The following is a 21266-nucleotide window of genomic DNA, read 5'->3' on the forward strand; positions in this document are numbered from 1 at the left end:
GAATTAAGACCTTATTTGAGGTCTTAATTATGCAAAGTGTTTTGGCTGATATGGCTGTCAGCGTGTCTGAACTAAAGAAAAACCCTTCTGCCGTTTTGAATGGCGCCCATGGAGGGCCCGTCGCAGTGCTCAATCACAATCGTGTCATGGGCTACATGGTCCCGGCAGATGTTTTCGAGGCCATGGTGGAGCGTCTCGACGATTTGGAGTTGGCGGAAATCGTGCGTTCTCGTCGTCATGAAACGCCAATTCCGGTAACGCTGGATGACCTATAAGCTCGAATTTCTGCCATCTGCACGCAAAGAGTGGGACAAGCTGGGGCATACGCTGCGTGAGCAATTCAAAAAGAAGTTGGCCGAACGGCTCGAAATGCCTCGAATCCCGTCTGACTCACTCCATGGCATGCCCGACTGCTACAAAATCAAATTGAAGTCATCTGGCTACCGACTCGTCTACGAGGTGATAGATGAGCGCGTTGTCGTTTCTGTCGTTGCAGTAGGAAAGCGGGAACGAAGTGAAGTGTACGAGCGTGCCAGGAAACGTTGACGGTTCTCGGCAGGTCGCTGTTACGCAATTGTTTCAAAACTTGACGGAAAATCCCCTCCAATGCGATATTGATAGTTAGCAAACTAACAGTGTGTATTTTCCCTCGTGCCGAATAACCTTGCCATTCTCCAGATGAACATCAGCAGCGCCATGGTGGTGGCCGCCAGGCATTGGCGCAAAATCTGCCAGACCACGCTGGCCAACTATGGAATCTCCGAAGCCTGCGCCGTTCCGTTGTTGATGATCGGGCGGCTGGGCGAGGGTGTGCGCCAGGTGACGGTGGCCCAGGCAGCAGGGATGGAGAGCCCGTCGCTGGTGCGCCTGCTCGATCAGTTGTGCCATGGCGGCTACGTCTGCCGCACCGAAGATGCACAGGACCGCCGCGCCAAATGCCTGAGCCTGACCGAAACCGGTCGGGAGCTGGTGCAGGCGGTCGAAGTGGAACTGGTGCGCTTGCGCCACGAAGTCCTTGAAGGCATTGACCAGTGTGATCTGGAAGCTACGCTGCGGGTACTGAGAGCATTTGAAGCGGCCACGCCGCCATCGGTGGTCAACTCTTGAGCGGATTTTTCTCTGGCATGCCCCCGGCGCGGGACTGGTTCTACGGAGTCCGCACCTTCGCCGCATCGATGATCGCGCTGTACATCGCCCTGCTCATGCAAATGCCGCGTCCGTATTGGGCGATGGCTACGGTGTACATCGTTTCCAGTCCGTTTCTCGGTCCTACCAGTTCCAAGGCGCTGTACCGGGCGGTCGGCACCTTTATCGGCGCTGCTGCTGCGGTTTTGTTCGTGCCGATGTTCGTGCAGAGCCCCTACGTGCTGGTGGTGGTGATTGCACTGTGGACCGGGACGCTGCTGTTTCTGTCCCTGCATTTGCGCACGGCCAACAACTACGCCTTGATGCTCGCCGGTTACACCTTGCCGCTGATCGCCCTGCCGGTGGTGAACAACCCGCTGGGGGTGTGGGACGTGGCCGAAGCGCGGACCGAAGAAATCTTTCTGGGCATCGCCGTGGCGGCAGTGGTCGGTGCCATGTTCTGGCCCCGGCGCCTGGCGCCGGTGTTCAATGATTCGGTGAGCAAATGGTTTACCGATGCATCGACCTACAGCCTGCGCTTCCTCAGCCGCAACGTGCAGCCTGAAGAGGTCAGCGCGTTGCGGGCATCGATGGTCGCTACCTTCAACTCCCTGGAGTTGATGATCGGCCAGTTGCCCCACGAAGGCTCGCGTCCGCAGACGGTGCGCAACACCAAGGAGTTGCGCGGACGGATGATTCACCTGCTGCCAGTGATCGATGCCCTCGACGATGCGCTTTACGCCCTGGAACGGCGCACCCCCGAGCTTGTGGACAAGTTCGCGCCATTGCTGACGGCCACCACCGAGTGGCTCGAGCACAAGGATGCCGACCTCGCCCGCTGGCAGGCACTGAAGGATAAACTCGAGGCCCTGCAACCGGCTCCCGAAGCGCTGGATGACCGCAAGCAACTGCTGTTCTCCAACGCGATTTACCGTCTCGGCGAGTGGATCGATTTGTGGCAGGACTGCCGCAGCCTGCAATACGCCATCCAGTGCGAAAGCCAGGACAATTGGCGCGCGGTGTATCGGCATTGGCGACTGGGGCGGCTGTCCCCGTTTATGGATCGCGGCCTGATGTTTTATTCCGCTGCTTCCACCGTCACCGCGATAATCGTCGCTTCGGTGCTGTGGATTCTGCTCGGCTGGACCGATGGCGGCAGCGCAGTGATCCTGGCGGCGGTGGCGTGTAGTTTCTTTGCCTCGATGGACGACCCTGCGCCGCAGATTTACCGGTTCTTTTTCTGGACGGCGATGTCGGTGGTGTTCGCCAGCCTTTATCTGTTTCTGGTGCTGCCCAACCTGCATGACTTTCCGATGCTGGTACTGGCGTTTGCCGTGCCGTTCATTTGTGTCGGCACCCTGACGGTCAAGCCGCAATTTTACCTGGGCATGCTGCTGACCCTGGTCAACACCTCGTCCTTCATCAGCATTCAGGGCGCTTACGACGCGGACTTCCTCAGTTTCGCCAACTCCAACCTGGCCGGCCCCATGGGGTTGCTGTTCGCGTTCATCTGGACCCTGATCGCCCGGCCGTTCGGTGCCGAACTGGCAGCCAAGCGCCTGACCCGTTTCAGCTGGCGTGACATTGTCGGCCTCTCCGAGCCGGCCACGTTGTCTGAGCATCGGCTTCTGGGCATACGGATGCTCGATCGGCTGATGCAGCATCTGCCGCGCCTGGCCATGACCGGCCAGGACTCCGGCGTGGCGCTGCGGGAAGTGCGGGTGGCGCTGAATCTGTTGGACCTGCTCGCTTATACGCCGCGGGTCCTTGGTGTGCCGCAGGTGCTGCTGCACCAGGTGGTGGCCGAGGTTGGCGAGTACTTCAAGGCCTGTCTCAAGGCCGGTGAGCGCTTGCAGGCACCGAGCCCGTTGCTGATGACCCTCGACCGCACGCGGCGCTCCCTCAGCGGTGCCGGCGATGATGAAACCCGTCGGCATCTGCTGCACGCCCTGAGCGGCCTGCGCCTGGCACTGTTGCCCGGCGTCGAATTCGTCGGTTCCGCCGAGCCCGAAGAACCGCTTCCCCATGGCATTGATGGAGCGCCCTTATGATCGGTGACCTGGATCTGAGCGGGGTATTCCTGCCCACGCTGCTGGTGCTGATGGGCATTACGTATGTGTTGTACCTGTTGGTGCACGGGGTGCTGACGCGCCTGCACTTTTACCGTCTGGTCTGGCACCGGGCATTGTTCAACGTGGCCCTCTACGCCTTGCTGCTTGGCGCCGTGGACTCACTCAGTCGATACCTGATGACATGAAAAAACCGTTTCTAACCCTGGGTCGCGTGGTGTTGACCCTGCTGATCGTGAGCTTCGCCGTGGTCGTGGTCTGGCGCATGGTGATGTATTACATGTTCGCGCCCTGGACCCGCGACGGGCACATCCGCGCCGACATCGTGCAAATCGCGCCGGATGTCTCCGGGCTGATCCAGCAAGTGGAGGTGCGCGACAACCAGTTGGTCAAGCGCGGCCAGGTGCTGTTCAGCATCGATCCGGACCGCTTCAAGCTGGCCCTGCGCCAGGCGAAAGCGGCAGTCGCCGACCGTGAAGAAACCCTGGCCCAGGCCCAGCGCGAGGCCAAGCGGAACAAGGGTCTTGGCAACCTGGTGCCGGGTGAGCAACTGGAAGAAAGCCAATCGAAAGTGGCTCGTGCCCAAGTGGCGTTGATGGAAGCCCAGGTGGCGGTGGACAGCGCGCAGCTCAACCTCGACCGCTCGGTGATCCGCAGCCCGGTGGACGGCTACGTCAACGACCGCGCGCCACGGACCCAGGAATTCGTCAGCGCCGGGCGGCCCGTGTTGTCGGTGGTCGACAGCAACTCGTTCCACATCGACGGCTATTTCGAAGAAACCAAACTGAACGGCATCCATATCGGCCAGAGCGTCGACATCCGGGTGATCGGCGACAATGCACGCCTGCGCGGGCATGTGGAGAGCATCGTCGCCGGTATCGAAGACCGCGACCGCACCAGCGGCAATAACCTGCTGCCCAACGTCAACCCGGCCTTCAGCTGGGTGCGGCTGGCCCAGCGGATTCCGGTGCGGATCGCCTTCGATGACGTGCCGGACGACTTCCGCATGATCGCCGGGCGCACCGCCACGGTATCGATCATCGACGATCAGCAACGGGGGCCGGCGCAATGAGCAAGGCCTCGGGTTTGGCGGTCGCCGGATTAGGTTTGCTGCTGTCGGCGTGTCAGATGGTCGGGCCGGATTATCATCTGCCCGAAGAGGCGGCTGTCCATCGTCCAGACTTCCAGGGCGATCTGGCGGTCGACGGTAAAACGGCGGTGTCCGCGCCGGTGCCGGCCGATTGGTGGCGCCTGTACAAGGACCCGCGACTCGACCAGTTGGTACAGCAGGCCATGGCCTCCAACACCGATTTGCGTGTGGCGGCGGCCAGCCTGTCGCGGTCTCGCGCTCAGGTCGATGAGGCGCAAGCTGCGGGTGGCTGGAGCGGCGGCGTGCAGATGGGCGCCCAGCGCTTGCAGGAGTCTGGCCAGGCATTCCTGCTGCCGGAAAAAGTGCCGGTGGCCAACATCGGCGATATCGGCATCAGCGCGTCGTACCAGTTCGACCTGTTCGGCACCTTGCAACGCGGTATCGAAGCGGCCAAGGCCAATGCCGATGCGACACAGGCAGCTGCCGATACTGCACGCATCACCGTGGTGGCCGACGTGGTTCGCGCCTACACCCAGGTGTGTGCAGCCAATGAAGAGCGGGAAATCGCCCAGCATTCCCTCGACCTGCAAGCCCAGAGCACCACGCTGATCCAGCGCTTGCGCGATGCCGGGCGTGGCGACGAAACCCAGGTCACCCGCTCGCAGACCCAATTCAAATCCCTGCGCGCCGACATGCCGCGCTATGAAGCGTCGCGCCAGGCAGGGTTGTACCGCTTGTCGATGTTGCTGGCCAAGCCGGTGGACCAACTGCCGGCCGGCACCGCCACCTGCGATGAGCTGCCAAAAATCGCGCAACTGGTACCGGTGGGCGATGGCGCCGCGTTGCTCAAGCGTCGTCCCGATGTGCGGCAGGCCGAGCGTCGGCTGGCGGCCGCGACGGCCGGTATCGGCGTCGCCACGGGCGAGCTGTATCCGAACATCAGCATCGGCGCGACCATCGGTACCGTCGGTATCCTGGACGATCTCGGCGACCCGTCTACCAATCGCTGGGGCTTCGGTCCGTCGCTGACCTGGAACGTGCCGACCAACGGCGCCCGGGCGCGCATCCGCGAAGCCGAAGCGGTGACCCAGGCGACCCTGGCGCATTTCGACGGGGTGGTGCTCAACGCCATTCGCGAGACCCAGACCGGTCTTGCCCAGTACACGGCATTGCTGCAACGCCGCGATGCACTGGCCGATGCCGAGCAATCGGCAAAACTGGCGGCCGACCAGACCCACCGCTTCTTCCAGGCCGGCCGAGCCTCGTTCCTGGCCGACCTGCAAGCCACCCGCACCTACATCGACGTCACGGCGCAGCTGGCGGCCGCTAACACCCAGGTTGCCGCCAGCCAGATCGATTTGTTCCTCGCCTTGGGCGGCGGTTGGGAAAGCGGACGAACGCAAGCGTCGAACTCCGGCAAACCCTGAGGCCGTTGCTATGCTTTGAAGTGTTGGAGGGGCACCCGGTGCAAAAGCGCCCTTTCTTCGCACAAGGCTCGCGCAGGTCAGGGGGAAACCAATAATGAAAAACCCTTATGCTCTCGGCTTCTGGTGCGCCATCGTGGCGTTGGTGCTGCTGTCGGCCACCTATTTCTACGGCATCATGCTGGCCCACCAGATCGACAAGGCCATGGCGTTCCTCGACAGTGCCGCCGCGCTGATTGCCGTGATGTCCATTGCTGTGGTGGCCTGGGCCTCGGTCCAGAATCAACGCATCAAGAAAAGACAACTCGAACAGGGCAAGACCCTGGTCCTGATCTGGGACACCAAGGTGGCGTTGCGTCGTGTCGAAACGGTGTTCGACCGCTATTTCTGGGGCAGTTACTGGCAACCGGGGCGCACCTTTCAGGAAGTCATGGGCGAATTGACCGGCACGCCGCTGGAAAAAAGCCTCGAGAGCCTGAAAAAACAGTGCCTGGCGCTGGACCGGCAGGTAGCTGACGACGGCCGGCACTGGCTCAGCAATGCCCGCGAACTGGCCGATGTCGCCACGGCCATGGCCCGCGAACGCTATCAACTGGACGTCTGCGACCCGCGCGCGGAAGTGACGGGCGGGGCGGTGATCAACCGTGACTTCGAAGTGCTGGTGTACACCTGGACTGCGCGGCTCAAAAGCTTTGATCATCAGCTGGATGAGATTGAAGTCCAGTATTCCTGATTTTTTGGTGGCTGTTATGCCGCCATCGCGGGCAAGCCCGCTCCCACAGGTATAGCGTGATCCCTGTGGGAGCAAGCTTGCTCCGGGCGGCGTTCCGACGATAGCGATCGAAAGGATTGCGAAGATCTCGAATCCTGCGCCCCCCCAAGACACTCTTTCACCTTTAATCATTGGGCCGTTCGTCGCCCCTGATGCTAATCTCCATTCCACTTTCAGCACAGTCGAGCCGCAACCCGTCATGGGTTCAGGGAAGACGACCTCACTTTCAACAACGGATACTGAACGGGTCATACATGAATAAATCAGCAGGCGTGCTACTGGGAATTGTTGTCGCCATCGGTGCCATCAGCGCAGGTGGGGCCTGGTTCACCAGCACCAGGATCGAAGGTGTGCTGAACACCTCGATTGCCGATGCCAACAAGGAACTGCAGGCGGCGATGGTTGGTTCCAACGGCACGGCGTCGCTGGAGCTGGTGTCGCTGGAGCGGCATGTATTCAGCAGCACCGCGCACTATCGCCTCAAGGGCGAAGGCGAAATGTTCGGTGAAGCGCCGGTCGAGTTGCTGTTTGTCGATCACATCGAACACGGCCCGTTACCATTCTCGCGCCTGATGTCGCTCAAGTGGCTGCCGGTCCTGGCGACCAGTCACTACGAGCTGGAAAAGACTCCGTTCACCGAGAAGTGGTTTGCCGCCGCCAAGGACAAGTCCCCGCTGACCGGCGTGGTCAATATCGGCTATGACAACGCTACCAATGGCACCTTCGAGTTGCAGCCGCTGGAAATGGCACTGGATGACAAGTCGAGCATGAAGTTCTCCGGCTTGAAAATGGACGTCGACGCCAGCGCCAAGGCGCAGAAGGTCAAGGCCAACGGCTACATGGACAGCCTGAAGGTGACCACCGTGTCCGAAGACCAGACGCCGGTGCAGGTTGAATTCAATGGCCTGACCCTGGCCAGCAACCTGACAAAAAGTACCTACGGTTTCTACACCGGCGAAAACGTCGTTGAACTGGCCAGCGGCAAATCGACTTTTGGCGTCAAGCAGTCGGTGCTGGACTTCAAGAAATTCGAGATGAAAAACCTGACTGAAGAAAAGGGCAGCAACGCCTCAGGGCGTGCCGATTACAAGGTTGGCGAAGTGTCCCTGAACGGCAAGACCATTGGTTCCGGTTCGCTGGCCATGAGCCTGAAGAACCTCGACATTCCGGCGACCCTGTCGTTGATGCAGATTTACCAGAGCAAACTGCAGCCGTATGAAAGGGCGGTGGCCGAAGCAACGGCGGCCGGTCTGCCGGCACCGGAGCTGAAACTGACCGAAGCCGAAGAGGCGCTGCTCAAGTCCAGCCTGGAAAAACTGCTGGCGGCCGGACCACAAGTGGCCCTGGAAAACCTGTCGTTCAACACCGCCAACGGTGAGAGCCGCGCCAACATGGTGCTCGACCTGACCAAGCCACAAGCTATCGATCTGCCGACCGATCAGTTGGTCAAACAGCTGATCGCGCTGCTGGACTTCAAGCTGCAAGTGTCCAAACCCATGCTGGTCGATGTGCTCACCGTGCAATCGCAAATCGACGGTCAGACCGACGCCAAGCTGATTGCCGATCAGGCCACCGCCACCGCGGACATGTTCAGCAGCATGGCGGTCGGCAGCCAACTGGCAAAACTGGACGGCAATAACATCGTCACCAACCTGCGTTACGCCAACAATCAGGTGGACTTCAACGGCCAGAAAATGACCGTCGAAGAGTTTGCCGGTTTTGTGATGAGCAAGTTTGCGGATGCTGGCGCCACCGAATAACGGCGGCCGTTTACCCCGCAACGCCCGGCCTCTGCATCGCGCAGGCGCCGGGCGTTTTGCTGTCTGGCAACTCTAGGGAACGTCACGGATCAGGCGCCATGCCTCTTCCCATGGCAGCGGTTGTTTCATCCGCTCGGCGAGCATCGCCATTGCCCGGTCCATCTCGCAGGCTACCGCCGCCGACACCACGCCGTTTTTTCCGAACAGGCCTATGAACGGCGGGTTGTAAGGGTCGCCCTTGAACTCGACTTCGTCCCAGGCCTCGGAGTGGCCGAGGTAGTCATAGGTTTTACCGAAATGCCAGGTCCAGAAAAACGGCACGTCGAGGTAATGCTCGTCACCGCCCAGCATATTGGCCGCGGCGATCCGCGCCTGCTGTTGGGCCAGTCGCCAGTGTTCAATGCGCAGGTATTGGTTGTTCAGCGGGAACGTTGCGATATCGCCAGCCGCCCAGAGGCCGTCGGCCACGCGCATTGCGCCATCGACATGCAGCGAGTGATCCTGCTCCTTCGGTAACCCGGTAAAGGCCGCAGTGGCTGGCGTTACGCCGATGCCGACCAGCACCAGATCGGCCGCCAGGCGTTGGTCGTTGTCCAGGCGCACGGCTTCGACCTTGTCCGTCCCTTCGATCTGTACCGCATTGCCCTGGGTATGAAACACGACGCCATGGGCTTCATGTCGTGCGCGAATGGCCTTGCCGACCGTGTCGCCGAACTGTTTGGCAAGCGGCACCTCGTGGCGGGCCAGTACGGTCACGTGCAGGCCAAGCTGGCGCAGGGACGAGGCGGATTCCATGGCAATGAAGCTGTCGCCGATGATCACCACCCGCTGGCCGGCGCTGGCGCTGTCCAGAATCTGCTGCGCATGGGCTTTGGAGCGCAGGACGAACACTTGCGGCAGGTCGGCGCCGGGCAGCGTCAGCGGGTTGGGTACGCCGCCGGTGGCCAGCAGCGCGGCGTCGTATGTCAGTGATTGGCCGTCAGTCAGCCGCAGCGTCCGGTTTGGCGCGTCCAGGCTTGCCACTTCGCCTCGCAGGCGTTCGATCCGCTGCTCGCGGTAAAAATCCTCGTCGCGCAGCGGCGGGACTTCGTTCAGCGGCATCTCCCCGGCGATCACGTATTTGCTTAGCGCCGTGCGGTCGTATCCGGCATCGGCTTCGCGGTCGATCAACAGTAACCGGCCGCCGAAACCTTTCTCGCGCAAACATGCTGCCGCCGCCGTGCCTGCCGCGCCGGCGCCGACAATGATGAAGGTACGTGGATCGTCGGCCGGTGGCGCGTGGGCGTCCGGCATCGGCTGGTCGCCGACCCAGATGTCGCCGTCACGGACTTCAAGGGGATAGCGCTTGAGGCTGTCCAGGGCTGGGGGTTCGCACAGCCCGCCATCCTCGACCCGAAACTGCGCCTTGTGCCATGGACACGTCAGGCGCCCGTGGCATATCGCGCCGTCCGCCAGCGGGGCTCCGGCATGCGGGCATTCGGCCTGATAAGCGCGCAGTTGTTCGCCGGCCCGCAACAGCAGAATCTTGCTGTCCTGGACCTGCACTTCCAGACCCCGGTCTTCGGGCACATTGGCGACACGCGCAACGCGATGCAGAGTCATGATTGCTCTCCAGACAGACGTTTCACTTATGAGTCTGGTACTTATCGCGAGGTTCAGCCAATTGCCCCTGCCACGGCGTGAACGGTCCGGCTATAGTTTGCACGCCGACGACGGCCCAACACGTACAAGGTGCTCCGGTATGCCCCGATTGACCTCAATGAACCCTTGGCTTGCGGCCTTGGCAGTCGCCCTTTGCGTGCAGTTCCCGGCGCAGGCCCAGGAACGTTTCACCCTGAACATTCCTGGAGTCTCCGATGACCGCCTGTTCACGTCGACCGCCGCCAGCGATTCCGCGGGCTGCGGCGGGCATAATATTTCCCCGGCATTGAACTGGAACGCCGGCCCGGCAGCCACCCAAAGCTACGCCATCGTCATGCACGACCCTGACGGCCAGCAGGGCCAGGGCATCGATCAGTGGGTGCATTACGGCATCAAGGCCGGCACCCACCAGATCCCGGCCGGCGCCGGGAGCAAACCCGGCCTCGAGGGCGTCGCTGGTACCAACAGCAAGGCAACCACCGGCTATGTCGGCCCTTGCCCGCCCGTTGGCGACAGCGCGCACCACTACATCATCCAGATCTACGCCCTGGACCTGCCCCCGGACGCTTTGCCCGCCGGCCTGACCCGCGCGCAGCTGCTGGAAAAAATCAAAGGCCACGTCCTGAAGAACAGCAGCGTGGTGCGGCGCTATCACCGCTAAAGGCTGATCGCCCCAGCGGATTTGCAGAAAACTGAAGTGCGCGGCATTCCGGGGATTTGGCATCCACCCCCGAAAGCGCGCACTATCAGGCTATAGCCGATGCGTTGGAGGATGCCGTGGCAAAAAAGATCGACCGCATCGCCCAAATGCTCAACTGCCCGCAAAAGGGTGAAGAACTGCGGCGAGCGATTACCGAGAGTCGCAAGGAATTTCTGCTGAATCAGCCGGAAGAGGATGTTGTTGAAGACGACGACCTTGAAGAGGAGTTTTTCGAGGACGACGAGGACGATGATGAGTACGACGAATTCGACTGGACTACAGAATGAAAAAAACCGCTTCGGCGGTTTTTTTGTGGGCCAGGACAGCACCGGTCGGAGACTCGTTGACCCCCATGCTGAAAATGGCACACTATCAGGTACTTTTTTACGTACCTTTGGAGCCGCCATGGAGCAGCTACTTGCAAGTCGTTCGGTCAGCATCACCGAGCTCAAGCGCAGCCCGAGTACTGTAATCGAGCAAGCCGGTTCCGAGCCTGTTGCCGTGCTCAACCACAACCGTCCAGCCGCCTATCTTTTACCGCACGCGGCCTATCAACAGCTGCTGGATCGGCTGCACGCTGCCGAACTTCGTGAAGCCATTGCGGCGAGCCGCAACGATCCGCGTCCGGCCGTCGCTGCCGATACAATGTTTGCCGAGCTTGATGCGCTGATTGATGAGGTAGAAGCAGAGCAACACCGTCCATGAGGCAAGTGCTTTTCTCTGCATTGGCACGGGACGATCTGCTGCAAGTCGCTCGTTTTATCGCCCGAGACAATCCTGAACGGGCCCGGACGTTTGTGGGCGAGCTGCGCATGCAGTGCGCGCGATTAATCGAACAACCGAATCTGGGTGTTTCAAGAGACGATTGCGCCAAGGGATTGCGAATGCTTCCCCATGGCCGATATCTGATTTTCTACTGTTTGATGGATGACGAGATCAAGGTCGAACGCGTGCTGCATAGCGCGAGAGACATTGGCCGGCTGTTTGAAAAAAGCAGCATTGATTATTAGGCGCGAAGCTTGCAATCACCCACAAAAAAGCCCCAGACCCATAAGGCCCGAGGCTTTCTTGTAACAGCGGTATGGTGCACCAGGCGGGATTCGAACCCACGACCCCTGCCTTCGGAGGGCAGTACTCTATCCAGCTGAGCTACTGGTGCAGCGGGCGCCATGATACTCATATGCGCTGCGGGCGTCCATGCTGCTGAATCGCCTGCGTTTTTTTAAAGCTGTAACGCGCGTTTGCTACGTTGATCAGAAAAAATGGGCAAAAGCGTCGTTTTCGTTCTTTTTTTCGAACAGGCTATTGTCCTTTACCCCCTTTGATCCTAGGATTCGTTTGAGATTTCAAACGCTCTTGTCTGGGTGCTGAACCGCACGAGTTCAATCAGTGCGCTATTTATGTGCTTCAGCCCGGTGAATGATTTCCCTGACGGCAGCCTATCGAGGCGCCTTTCTACAATCATAATTTGCTCCGCATTCGTTGCGGTGCTGTTAAGGAAAGCCGACATGCAGCTTAAAGACACCCAGTTGTTCCGCCAGCAAGCCTTCATCGATGGCGCGTGGGTCGATGCGGACAATGGTCAGACGATCAAGGTCAACAACCCGGCAACGGGCGAAATTCTGGGCACCGTGCCGAAAATGGGCGCTGCCGAAACCCGCCGTGCGATCGAAGCTGCTGACAAAGCGCTGCCGGCCTGGCGTGCACTGACCGCCAAAGAGCGTGCGACCAAGCTGCGTCGCTGGTTCGAACTGATCATCGAGAACCAGGACGACCTGGCTCGCCTGATGACCCTGGAACAAGGCAAGCCATTGGCCGAAGCCAAGGGCGAAATCGTTTACGCCGCTTCCTTCATCGAATGGTTCGCCGAAGAAGCCAAGCGTATCTACGGTGACGTGATTCCGGGCCACCAGCCAGACAAGCGCCTGATCGTGATCAAGCAGCCAATCGGCGTGACCGCTGCAATCACCCCGTGGAACTTCCCGGCTGCGATGATCACCCGTAAAGCCGGCCCGGCCCTGGCCGCCGGTTGCACCATGGTGCTCAAGCCTGCTTCGCAAACCCCGTACTCCGCTTTCGCCCTGGCCGAACTGGCCCAGCGCGCCGGCATTCCGGCTGGCGTGTTCAGCGTTGTTTCCGGCAGCGCCGGCGACATCGGTACCGAGCTGACCAGCAACCCGATCGTGCGCAAGCTGTCCTTCACCGGTTCGACCGAAATCGGTCGTCAACTGATGGCCGAATGCGCCAAGGACATCAAGAAAGTGTCCCTGGAGCTGGGCGGCAACGCGCCGTTCATCGTGTTCGACGACGCGGACCTGGATAAGGCCGTCGAAGGCGCGATCATTTCCAAATACCGCAACAACGGCCAGACCTGTGTCTGCGCCAACCGCCTGTACATCCAGGACGGTGTTTACGACGCATTCGCCGAGAAGCTGAAAGTGGCTGTCGCCAAACTGAAGATCGGCAACGGTCTGGAAGCAGGCACTACCACTGGTCCGCTGATCGACGAAAAAGCCGTGGCCAAGGTGCAAGAACACATCGCCGATGCCTTGAGCAAAGGCGCGACCGTGCTGGCGGGTGGCAAGGCGATGGAAGGCAACTTCTTCGAGCCAACCATCCTGACCAACGTGCCGAATAACGCTGCCGTGGCCAAGGAAGAAACCTTCGGTCCATTGGCTCCGCTGTTCCGCTTCAAAGACGAAGCCGATGTGATCGCGATGTCCAACGACACCGAGTTCGGTCTGGCCTCGTACTTCTATGCTCGTGATCTGGGCCGTGTGTTCCGTGTGGCTGAAGCCCTGGAATACGGCATGGTCGGCGTCAACACCGGGTTGATCTCCAACGAAGTCGCGCCGTTCGGCGGCATCAAGGCCTCGGGCCTGGGCCGTGAAGGCTCCAAGTACGGCATCGAAGATTACCTGGAAATCAAATACCTCTGCCTGGGCATCTAAGCCGGGAAGAGCATTGTTTCAAGCGCAAAGGGCACGAGAGCGCTGTCCCTTTGCGCCGCTTCAAACCGGAATTTTCTCGGTGGCCGGGAACGCAGTGGCAGTCGATCATCGCATGCTGCCGCCGTTGCTCCCCGTCGCTTTATCCTTGAACCACGCCGCCCGATGAGCGGTGAATGAGGAATGTATGAGCAAGACTAACGCTTCTTTGATGGCCCGCCGTACCGCTGCTGTTCCACGTGGTGTTGGCCAGATTCACCCGATCTTCGCCGATTCCGCGAAGAACGCTACCGTGACCGACGTTGAAGGTCGTGAGTTCATCGACTTCGCCGGCGGTATCGCCGTGCTGAACACCGGCCACGTGCACCCGAAAGTCATCGCCGCCGTGACCGAGCAGCTGAACAAGCTGACCCACACCTGCTTCCAGGTACTGGCCTACGAGCCGTACGTGGAAGTGTGCGAAAAAATCAACGCCAAGGTCCCAGGTGATTTCGACAAGAAAACCCTGCTGGTGACCACCGGCTCCGAAGCCGTGGAAAACTCCATCAAGATCGCCCGTGCCGCCACTGGCCGTGCCGGCGTGATCGCCTTCACCGGCGCCTACCACGGTCGCACCATGATGACCCTGGGTCTGACCGGTAAAGTCGTGCCTTACTCGGCCGGCATGGGCCTGATGCCAGGCGGCATCTTCCGCGCGCTGTACCCGAACGAACTGCACGGCGTGAGCATCGACGATTCGATCGCTTCCATCGAACGCATCTTCAAGAACGACGCCGAGCCGAAAGACATCGCTGCGATCATCATCGAGCCGGTTCAGGGCGAAGGTGGTTTCTACGTCGCTCCGAAAGAATTCATGAAGCGTCTGCGTGCCCTGTGCGACCAGCACGGCATCCTGCTGATCGCTGACGAAGTACAGACTGGCGCTGGCCGTACCGGTACTTTCTTCGCCATGGAACAGATGGGCGTTGCCGCCGACCTGACCACTTTCGCCAAATCCATCGCTGGCGGCTTCCCGTTGGCCGGTGTGTGTGGCAAGGCCGAATACATGGACGCCATCGCTCCAGGCGGCCTGGGCGGCACCTACGCCGGTAGCCCGATCGCTTGCGCCGCGGCCTTGGCCGTGATGGAAGTGTTCGAAGAAGAACACCTGCTGGATCGTTGCAAGGCTGTTGGCGAGCGTCTGGTAACCGGCCTGAAGGCCATCCAGGCCAAGTACCCGGTGATCGGTGAAGTCCGTGCCCTGGGCGCGATGATCGCTGTCGAGCTGTTCGAAGGTGGCGACAGCCACAAGCCGAACCCGACCGCCGTGGCAGCCGTTGTGGCCAAGGCTCGCGACAAGGGTCTGATCCTGCTGTCCTGCGGCACCTACGGCAACGTTCTGCGCGTTCTGGTACCGCTGACCTCGCCGGACGAGCAACTGGACAAAGGCCTGGCGATCATCGAAGAGTGCTTCTCCGAGCTCTGATCACCCAGTGTGACCTGATCCACAAAAAACCCGCTTCGGCGGGTTTTTTCATGCCCCTTGAAACACATCCCGCCCATTAGCGCTGTATCGGATGGCCAGCATTGGCTAAGGTTTGCGCATTGCCAGGGAGAGCTGTATGACAACCGTCATTTTACCCGCCGTTCCAAGAGTCCTGATCGCCGAGGCCGACCCCTGGTCCCGGGATTTGCTCAAGGAAGTGTTGTTGAACGTACGCTGCGATGCGCGGCTGGATTTGTGCGCCGATGGTCAGCAAGCGCTGGAGCTATTGGCTGCCAACCCCTATGACCTGGTGATCGCCGACTGGGAGTTGCCGGGCGTCGATGGCCTGAATGTCCTGCGCAACATCCGCCAGCGCAAACGCAATCCGCCCATGCCGTTCATTCTGATGAGCAGTCGCAACGACAGTGCCAGCGTGCGCGAGGCCTTGCCGCTGGCGCCGGCCGCGTACCTGACCAAACCCCTGAATATGGAAAGCCTGACCCATCGGTTGCAGGGGCTGCTGCTGAATGCTGGCGAAGAAGTCTCGTGCGAAGTGCCGTCGCTGGCACCGGGCATGACGTTGTCGGTGTTTCTGGAGCGTCGACGGGAATTGGCTGACGGTGCGCCGCTGATGACCGACGTGCAAGTGGCGGTCAAGCGCAGCCTCAATCCCAATGGCCTCGATTTGACGGTGCTGGAAGACGAAGTCCGCACCGATCCGCAGGTTACCGCTGTGCTGATCGCCGCCGCCAACAGCGCGGCCCAGCACCACGGCACCGCTGTGCAAAACCTGTCCCAGGCGCTGCATCGCCTGGGCACCGGGCAGAGCATGAACCTGATTCTCGGGCTGGCGCTCAAGCGCAGTGCCCGGCTCAGCGATCCGCAATTGGCCGACTATGCCGAGCGTTACTGGGATCTGTCCCTGCACACCGCCGAATACGCGAGAACCCTGGCGCGCTTGCTCGATCTGGATCAGGAGCGCTGCTATTGCGCCGGCATGTTGCATCGTCTCGGCGATCTGGCGTTGCTGCGGTGTTTGCAGGAATGGAAACAGGCCGGTGGCGAACTGGACGAGCAGGAGGAAGTGGGCGAAGCGCTGGTTGAATTTGGCGCGGCCTATGGCTCGGCCCTGCGCACGCGCTGGCGTCTGCCACTGGAGTTGCGCGAACTGATTGCGGCGGCCTACCAGCTCGGTGGCGGGGTTTACTCGCGCGAAGCGCTGGTGATGAACATGGCGGCGCAGATGGCGCGCCTGAGCGAGCATGAGGGCATCGAGGCGCTGGCGAAGAGCCGGACGGCGAGGTTACTCAAGATCGGCCTGCCGGAGTTGATGCGTTTGCGCAAAAAGTAAGCACACCACCAACCCCTGTGGGAGCGAGCTTTTGTGGCGAGGGGGCTTGCCCCCGTTGGGCTGCGAAGCAGTCCTGCATTTGGTGTTCCAGCATTGTCAGGACAACCGCATTCGCTGGTTTACGGCTGCTGCGCAACCGAACGGGGGCAAAGCCCCCTCGCCACAGGTATCCGGTGGTGCCAGCGAAATCTCAGCCCGTCACAATCCGGTTCTTTCCCTCGCGCTTGGCCTGGTACATCGCCGCATCGGCCCGGGAAAACAGGTTTTCCACGTTTTCGTCCGCGGCGGTCAGGCTGGTCAGGCCCTGGCTGACGGTGATGCCGAACGTCTGGCCCTCATGGTTGAAACTCAATCGCTGAATCTGTTGTTGCAAGCGTTCAGCCACTTGCAGGGCCATCTGTGGCGTGCACCCGGGAAACACCGCTGCAAACTCCTCACCGCCAATACGCCCGAACAGGTCGCCACGACGCAACGCTGCGCGGCCGCTTTCGGCAATGCGTTGCAACACGTTGTCGCCTTCCTGGTGACCGTAGGTGTCGTTGATCGTCTTGAAGTTATCAATGTCCAGCATCAGAAACGACAGCGGCTCGCCCTGTTGCCGGGTGTGTGCGAACGCGCGGTGGGCGCATTCGAAGAAATGACGGCGGTTGCTGCTCTGGGTCAGCGCATCGATGGTGGCCAGGCGATGCAGCTCGGTTTCCATCTGCTTCTTGTCGGTGATGTCTTCGGCGATGCCGACGATGATCACCGGTTGCCCCGGCTCGGGCTGGCGGTTGATGTAGCATTTGTCGCTTAGCCAGCGCACCTGGCCGTCTGCGGCGATGACTCGATACTCGCGGTCTTCGACGGCGCCTTTGTCCAGCACTTCGGCAAGGCTGCGTTCGGCATAGTCCAGGTCGTCAGGGTGAATGCTGTCGCACCATTGATTGCAGTCGGCCAGCAGTAGATCGGCCGAACGGCCAAAGATCCGTTCATAGGCGGGGCTGACGTAAAGCACCTTGCGGGTTTCCCAATCGAATGCCCACAGCACTGCATTGACGCTCATCAGCAAGGTGCTGAACAACTGTTCACGTTCGCTCAGGCGTGCGACTTCGCGTTGGGCATGCATCAGCGCTATCAGGGGCTGCGCGGCCTCGGGCCAATGCGACGGAGATGAGTCTTGCAGGTTTTTTGGGGCCATCGACACAAATCTCAAAGGGCATGCCGCGTGTTCGATAGCGGCCAACACCAAGCCTGCCGGGAATGGCGAAGTGTCTTTGAGATAGGGCTTTTTAGATGAAGTTCCCGCCTTGTGTGGCGAGGAAGCTGGCTCCCGCCGGGCGGTACTGATGGCACGCCACATAACCATGTGGGAGCGAGCAAGCCCGCTCCCACAGGTTTTTTCAGACGGCGGCAGGGCGCAGGGAGTAGGTCTTCAACTGATCGGCGAAGTCGCGCAGGGATTGAATCCCGCTGGCTTCGGCTTCGTGTACCCAGTCCTTGATGGCCGCCAGCATGTCGTGACCATTTGAGCTGGTCTTGACCCAGATCTGTTGCAGGGCCAGGCGTTTTTCGTAAATTACCTTCAGCGCCTGACTGTGCTCGAGCATGTTCTGGATGCGTACATGGTGTTTGTCATCCAGCAGGCTGGTCTCCCGCGAAAGCAGGCGTTTGGCCCGGTGGAACTGGTGACGTACCGAGTGATCGACCTTTTCCAGCTCTTGCTTGACCAGCGGGCCGATCACCAATTTGCGGTACTGGGCCATGATCTGGAAGCGGTTGTTGAGGATCGCCATGGCGGTGTCCATGTCCAGGTTGCCCTTGCCTTCTACGCGATGGGCAATCGGCGCAACCCGTTGAACCTTGGCCAGGCGCAGGAAGCTGAAGACTTGAATCCACGCCCAGCCCAGGTCGAATTCCCACTTCTTCACCGACAGTTTTGCCGAGTTAGGGTAGGTGTGATGGTTGTTATGCAGTTCTTCGCCGCCAATCAGGATGCCCCAAGGCACCAGGTTGGTCGCCGCATCGCGGCATTCGAAGTTGCGGTAGCCGATGGCATGGCCCAGGCCATTGACCACGCCGGCGGCCCACACCGGGATCCACATCATCTGGATGGCCCAGATGGTGATGCCGATGGTGCCGAACAGCAGCAGGTCGATAACGCCCATGATCGCGATGCCCAGCAGCGGGAAGCGGCTGTAGAGGTTGCGCTCGATCCAGTCTTCGGGGCAGTTCTTGCCGTAGATGCGCAGCGTCTCGGGGTTTTCCGCTTCGGCGCGGTACAGCTCGGCGCCTTTGCGCAGCACCGTGGACAAACCCTTGATGACCGGGCTGTGCGGGTCATCGACGGTTTCGCATTTGGCGTGATGCTTGCGGTGGATGGCGGTCCACTCGCGGGTGTTCTGCGCCGTGGTCAGCCACAGCCAGAAACGGAAAAAATGCTTAAGGCCGCCATTCAGCTCCAGGGAGCGATGGGCCGAGTAACGATGCAGATAGACCGTGACGGCGATGATCGTGACGTGGGTCATCAGCAGGGTGACTGCTACCAGCGACCAGGGCGACAAGCCAAGAAAACCTTCGTACCACATAGGCTGTAGGGCCCTCGATAAAGAAAAAACAGCCGTTGCATTATCACTAAGCCCACACAGAAAACCAGTCACCCTTTCAGATAAGAGTGGCTGGATGTGTCTTTAAACTATAATTCCAACCTTTTTGTAGGGACATGGATCGCCGGATGTCTGCCACCTATCGCGATGCCTTGCGTGCAGCGCTGCTCTATCTGCTGCTTTCTGTGGTTTGGCTGCAGATGAGTGGCTATTTATTAAACAGTTTCTTCGATAGCTCTGCCGAGCGATTGCGATGGCAACTGATCAACGGTTATGTCTGGGTGCTGTTCAGTGCCGGGTTGATCTTCATTGCCCGGGCGCGGCTGCTGCGGTGTCTGGGTATCGGCGCCAAACTGCGTGAGCGCGACGCCGACCGCATGCGCTTGCGCCAGGCGGCAGCCGTATTCGACTGCACCCGCGAAGGCGTGCTGGTCACCAATCGGGAAGGTCTGATCGTCCATGTGAACCGGGCGTTCATGGAAATCACCGGTTACGGGTGTGAGGACGTGCTGGGGCAGCGGCCCAACCTGTTCAAGTCCGGGCGACACTCTCCTGAGTTCTATCAGGTGATGTTTGCCACGCTCGCCAGTGTCGGGGAGTGGAGTGGAGAAATCTGGAACCGGCGCAAAAGCGGCGAGATTTACCCGCAATGGCAAACGATCCGCCTGATCCACGACGACTACGGCCGGCCGAGCCAATACGTGGCGGTGTTTTCCGACATCAGTGCAATCAAGAATTCAGAACACGAACTGATGCACCTGGCGCACCACGATCCGCTGACCGATCTGCCGAACCGCCTGCTGTTCATCGACCGCGCCGAACAGGCCCTGGCCTCGGCACAGGTCCACAAGCGTGGCTGCGCGCTGCTGATGATCGATCTCGATCACTTCAAGATGATCAACGACAGCCTCGGGCATACCATTGGCGACCAGTTGCTCAAGGCTGTGGCCGAGCGCCTGGGGGCCATGTTCGGTCCGGGCGTCACCCTGGCGCGGTTGGGCGGGGATGAGTTCGCCATACTTGCCGAAAGCTGTCCGCAACTGGTTCAGGCCGCTGCGTTGGCCCAGCGGATCATCGAGGGCCTTAAAGAGCCGTTCCTTATTGATGGGCACCAGCTGTCCATAAACACCAGCATCGGCATCAGCCTGTTCCCCAGCGATGCGTTGAGCGTCGAGCAACTGCTGCGCAATGCCGACTCTGCACTGTTCAAGGCCAAGAGCGCGGGGCGCAATGATTATGCCCTGTACACCGAAGAGCTGACGGCCCACGCCCAGCAACGGGTCGAGATCGCCTTCGAATTGCGCCGCGCCCTGGATCGACAAGAGCTGCGGGTCTATTACCAGCCGGTTCACGACCTCAAGAGCCGTCGCCTGATCGGCGTCGAGGCGCTGGTGCGTTGGCAGCACCCGCAGCGGGGCCTGGTGTCGCCGGCGGAATTCATTCCGGTCGCCGAACGAACCGGTCTGATTGCAGAAATCGACGCCTGGGTCATGGCGCAGGCGTGCCGGCAGATGTGCCAGTGGCAGCAGGACGGGGTGGTGCTGTCGTTCGTCGCGGTCAACGTTTCTTCGCGTCTGTTCGCCCGTCGTGAGCTGTATCAGCAGGTGGCGCAGGTTCTGCGCGAAACCGGGCTGGAGCCGGCGTTTCTCGAGCTGGAAGTCACTGAAAGCGCGGTGATGGAAGACCCGGAAGTCGCGCTGGAGCAGATGCATCGCCTGCGCGAGCTGGGTGTGCGCCTGGCCATCGACGACTTTGGCACGGGTTATTCATCGTTGCTGCGGCTCAAGCGTCTGCCGGTGCAGAAGTTGAAAATCGACCAGGGCTTCGTCGCCGGATTGCCGTGGGATGAGGATGATGCGGCGATCTCGCGGGTGATCATTGCGCTGGCCCAGAGCATGGGCATGCAGGTCCATGCCGAGGGGATCGAGCAGGCTGAGCAGGCGGAATTTCTGCTCGAGCACGATTGCGATCTGGGTCAGGGCTACTGGTTCGGGCGGCCGGTACCGGCGGAGCAGCTTGACTGGATGCATGAGCCGGTGATCGTGTAGGAGCAAAACCTGTGGGAGCGAGCTCGCTCGCGATAGCGGAATATCAGTCGACATTTCTGGTGGCTGACACTCCCTCATCGCGAGCAAGCTCGCTCCCACAGGGTTTTTTTTGGTGTGCCTGAAAGAGGGTGATTCACCTCAAGCTCTTGTCTCCACAGTTAATCTCTTTTGGTTATATAAACATTCTTAAATAGTCTTTTTAAGAATATCTACACCTCTCTAGTATTGCTCTCAAGCCGCAAGCAGTGCCGACACTGCGAGGCAACCTCTCAGTTGAAGGAGCAGCAA

General features: G+C 60.4%; 20 protein-coding genes and 1 tRNA gene. 17 read left to right on the forward strand and 4 right to left on the reverse strand.

The genetic code is table 11. The features are described 5' to 3' along the window. The first annotated feature begins 29 nt into the window (after window positions 1-29). From AC1RP7_RS06295 to AC1RP7_RS06335, 9 genes are all read left to right on the forward strand, one after another. The gene (locus AC1RP7_RS06295; RefSeq protein ID WP_079246689.1) at window positions 30-275 is read left to right on the forward strand and encodes a type II toxin-antitoxin system Phd/YefM family antitoxin; all 246 of its coding nucleotides are present in this window, start codon (window positions 30-32) and stop codon (window positions 273-275) included. Further along, window positions 265-546: a type II toxin-antitoxin system RelE family toxin gene (locus tag AC1RP7_RS06300; RefSeq protein WP_057399135.1), complete on the forward strand. Its 282-nt coding sequence runs from the start codon at window positions 265-267 to the stop codon at window positions 544-546. Before AC1RP7_RS06295 ends, AC1RP7_RS06300 begins: the two co-directional genes overlap by 11 nt. A 132-nt stretch (window positions 547-678) precedes the next feature. Further along, complete coding sequence (locus AC1RP7_RS06305) at window positions 679-1107, forward strand: MarR family winged helix-turn-helix transcriptional regulator (protein ID WP_493181617.1); 429 nt, start codon at window positions 679-681, stop codon at window positions 1105-1107. After that, window positions 1104-3176 carry an FUSC family protein gene (locus tag AC1RP7_RS06310; RefSeq protein ID WP_493181472.1) on the forward strand — a complete coding sequence of 691 codons (2073 nt, stop codon included), beginning with the start codon at window positions 1104-1106 and terminating at the stop codon, window positions 3174-3176. Before AC1RP7_RS06305 ends, AC1RP7_RS06310 begins: the two co-directional genes overlap by 4 nt. Continuing rightward, a complete protein-coding gene (locus AC1RP7_RS06315) occupies window positions 3173-3382 on the forward strand; it encodes a DUF1656 domain-containing protein (protein WP_007987399.1) in 210 nt (69 codons plus the stop codon). Before AC1RP7_RS06310 ends, AC1RP7_RS06315 begins: the two co-directional genes overlap by 4 nt. Further along, entirely contained in the window at window positions 3379-4266 is an 888-nt protein-coding gene (locus tag AC1RP7_RS06320; RefSeq protein WP_493181473.1) for an efflux RND transporter periplasmic adaptor subunit, read from the forward strand. Before AC1RP7_RS06315 ends, AC1RP7_RS06320 begins: the two co-directional genes overlap by 4 nt. Then, a complete protein-coding gene (locus AC1RP7_RS06325; RefSeq protein WP_493181474.1) occupies window positions 4263-5711 on the forward strand; it encodes an efflux transporter outer membrane subunit in 1449 nt (482 codons plus the stop codon). The genes AC1RP7_RS06320 and AC1RP7_RS06325 overlap by 4 nt, the downstream gene beginning before the upstream one ends. Window positions 5712-5805: 94 nt before the next feature. Further along, window positions 5806-6441, forward strand: a complete 636-nt coding sequence (locus tag AC1RP7_RS06330) for a hypothetical protein (RefSeq protein ID WP_057712526.1) — start codon at window positions 5806-5808, stop codon at window positions 6439-6441. 293 nt (window positions 6442-6734) lie between these two features. Then, window positions 6735-8240, forward strand: a complete 1506-nt coding sequence (locus AC1RP7_RS06335; RefSeq protein WP_218495471.1) for a YdgA family protein — start codon at window positions 6735-6737, stop codon at window positions 8238-8240. 72 nt (window positions 8241-8312) lie between these two features. On the opposite strand, the gene AC1RP7_RS06340 is transcribed toward AC1RP7_RS06335, so the two are convergent. Next, window positions 8313-9842, reverse strand: a complete 1530-nt coding sequence (locus AC1RP7_RS06340; RefSeq protein ID WP_218495469.1) for an FAD-dependent oxidoreductase — start codon at window positions 9840-9842, stop codon at window positions 8313-8315. A 139-nt stretch (window positions 9843-9981) separates the two neighbouring features. On the opposite strand from AC1RP7_RS06340, the gene AC1RP7_RS06345 reads away from it, so the two are divergent. Genes AC1RP7_RS06345 through AC1RP7_RS06360 form a run of 4 tightly spaced genes read left to right on the forward strand, consistent with a single transcriptional unit; the run spans window position 9982 to window position 11591 of the window. Continuing rightward, a complete protein-coding gene (locus AC1RP7_RS06345; RefSeq protein WP_493181475.1) occupies window positions 9982-10542 on the forward strand; it encodes a YbhB/YbcL family Raf kinase inhibitor-like protein in 561 nt (186 codons plus the stop codon). A gap of 56 nt (window positions 10543-10598) precedes the next feature. Beyond that, the gene (locus tag AC1RP7_RS06350; RefSeq protein WP_493181476.1) at window positions 10599-10868 is read left to right on the forward strand and encodes a hypothetical protein; all 270 of its coding nucleotides are present in this window, start codon (window positions 10599-10601) and stop codon (window positions 10866-10868) included. Beyond that, window positions 10834-11286, forward strand: coding sequence for a type II toxin-antitoxin system Phd/YefM family antitoxin (locus tag AC1RP7_RS06355; RefSeq protein ID WP_256353276.1), 453 nt, complete (start codon window positions 10834-10836; stop codon window positions 11284-11286). Before AC1RP7_RS06350 ends, AC1RP7_RS06355 begins: the two co-directional genes overlap by 35 nt. Then, on the forward strand, window positions 11283-11591 hold the full coding sequence (locus AC1RP7_RS06360) for a type II toxin-antitoxin system RelE/ParE family toxin (RefSeq protein WP_493181477.1): 309 nt from the start codon (window positions 11283-11285) through the stop codon (window positions 11589-11591). Before AC1RP7_RS06355 ends, AC1RP7_RS06360 begins: the two co-directional genes overlap by 4 nt. 72 nt (window positions 11592-11663) lie before the next feature. On the opposite strand, the gene AC1RP7_RS06365 is transcribed toward AC1RP7_RS06360, so the two are convergent. Then, a tRNA-Arg gene (locus AC1RP7_RS06365) sits at window positions 11664-11740 on the reverse strand. 349 nt (window positions 11741-12089) lie between these two features. Here AC1RP7_RS06365 and gabD point away from each other — a divergent pair. The 3 genes from gabD to AC1RP7_RS06380 all read left to right on the forward strand — a co-directional run bounded on the left by gabD (window position 12090) and on the right by AC1RP7_RS06380 (window position 16345). Next, window positions 12090-13532: an NADP-dependent succinate-semialdehyde dehydrogenase gene (gene gabD / locus AC1RP7_RS06370; RefSeq protein ID WP_493181478.1), complete on the forward strand. Its 1443-nt coding sequence runs from the start codon at window positions 12090-12092 to the stop codon at window positions 13530-13532. Between the two features lie 184 nt (window positions 13533-13716). Next, a complete protein-coding gene (gabT, locus tag AC1RP7_RS06375) occupies window positions 13717-14994 on the forward strand; it encodes a 4-aminobutyrate--2-oxoglutarate transaminase (protein ID WP_096513965.1) in 1278 nt (425 codons plus the stop codon). 136 nt (window positions 14995-15130) lie between these two features. Further along, window positions 15131-16345: an HDOD domain-containing protein gene (locus AC1RP7_RS06380; protein WP_493181479.1), complete on the forward strand. Its 1215-nt coding sequence runs from the start codon at window positions 15131-15133 to the stop codon at window positions 16343-16345. A 190-nt stretch (window positions 16346-16535) separates the two neighbouring features. Here the strand turns inward: AC1RP7_RS06380 and AC1RP7_RS06385 are convergent, their stop codons facing one another. Beyond that, window positions 16536-17525 (reverse strand): GGDEF domain-containing protein, encoded by a 990-nt coding sequence (locus AC1RP7_RS06385; protein WP_493181480.1) that lies wholly within the window; start codon window positions 17523-17525, stop codon window positions 16536-16538. Between the two features lie 202 nt (window positions 17526-17727). Next, window positions 17728-18912 carry a delta-9 fatty acid desaturase DesA gene (gene desA / locus AC1RP7_RS06390; RefSeq protein WP_057712516.1) on the reverse strand — a complete coding sequence of 395 codons (1185 nt, stop codon included), beginning with the start codon at window positions 18910-18912 and terminating at the stop codon, window positions 17728-17730. Window positions 18913-19058: 146 nt separating this feature from the next. Here desA and dibA point away from each other — a divergent pair, with 146 nt between their 5' ends. Beyond that, on the forward strand, window positions 19059-20978 hold the full coding sequence (gene dibA, locus AC1RP7_RS06395) for a phosphodiesterase DibA (RefSeq protein WP_493181481.1): 1920 nt from the start codon (window positions 19059-19061) through the stop codon (window positions 20976-20978). The last annotated feature ends 288 nt before the right edge of the window (window positions 20979-21266 follow it).

The sequence above is a fragment of the Pseudomonas sp. GW822-FHT01E03 genome (assembly GCF_058802985.1).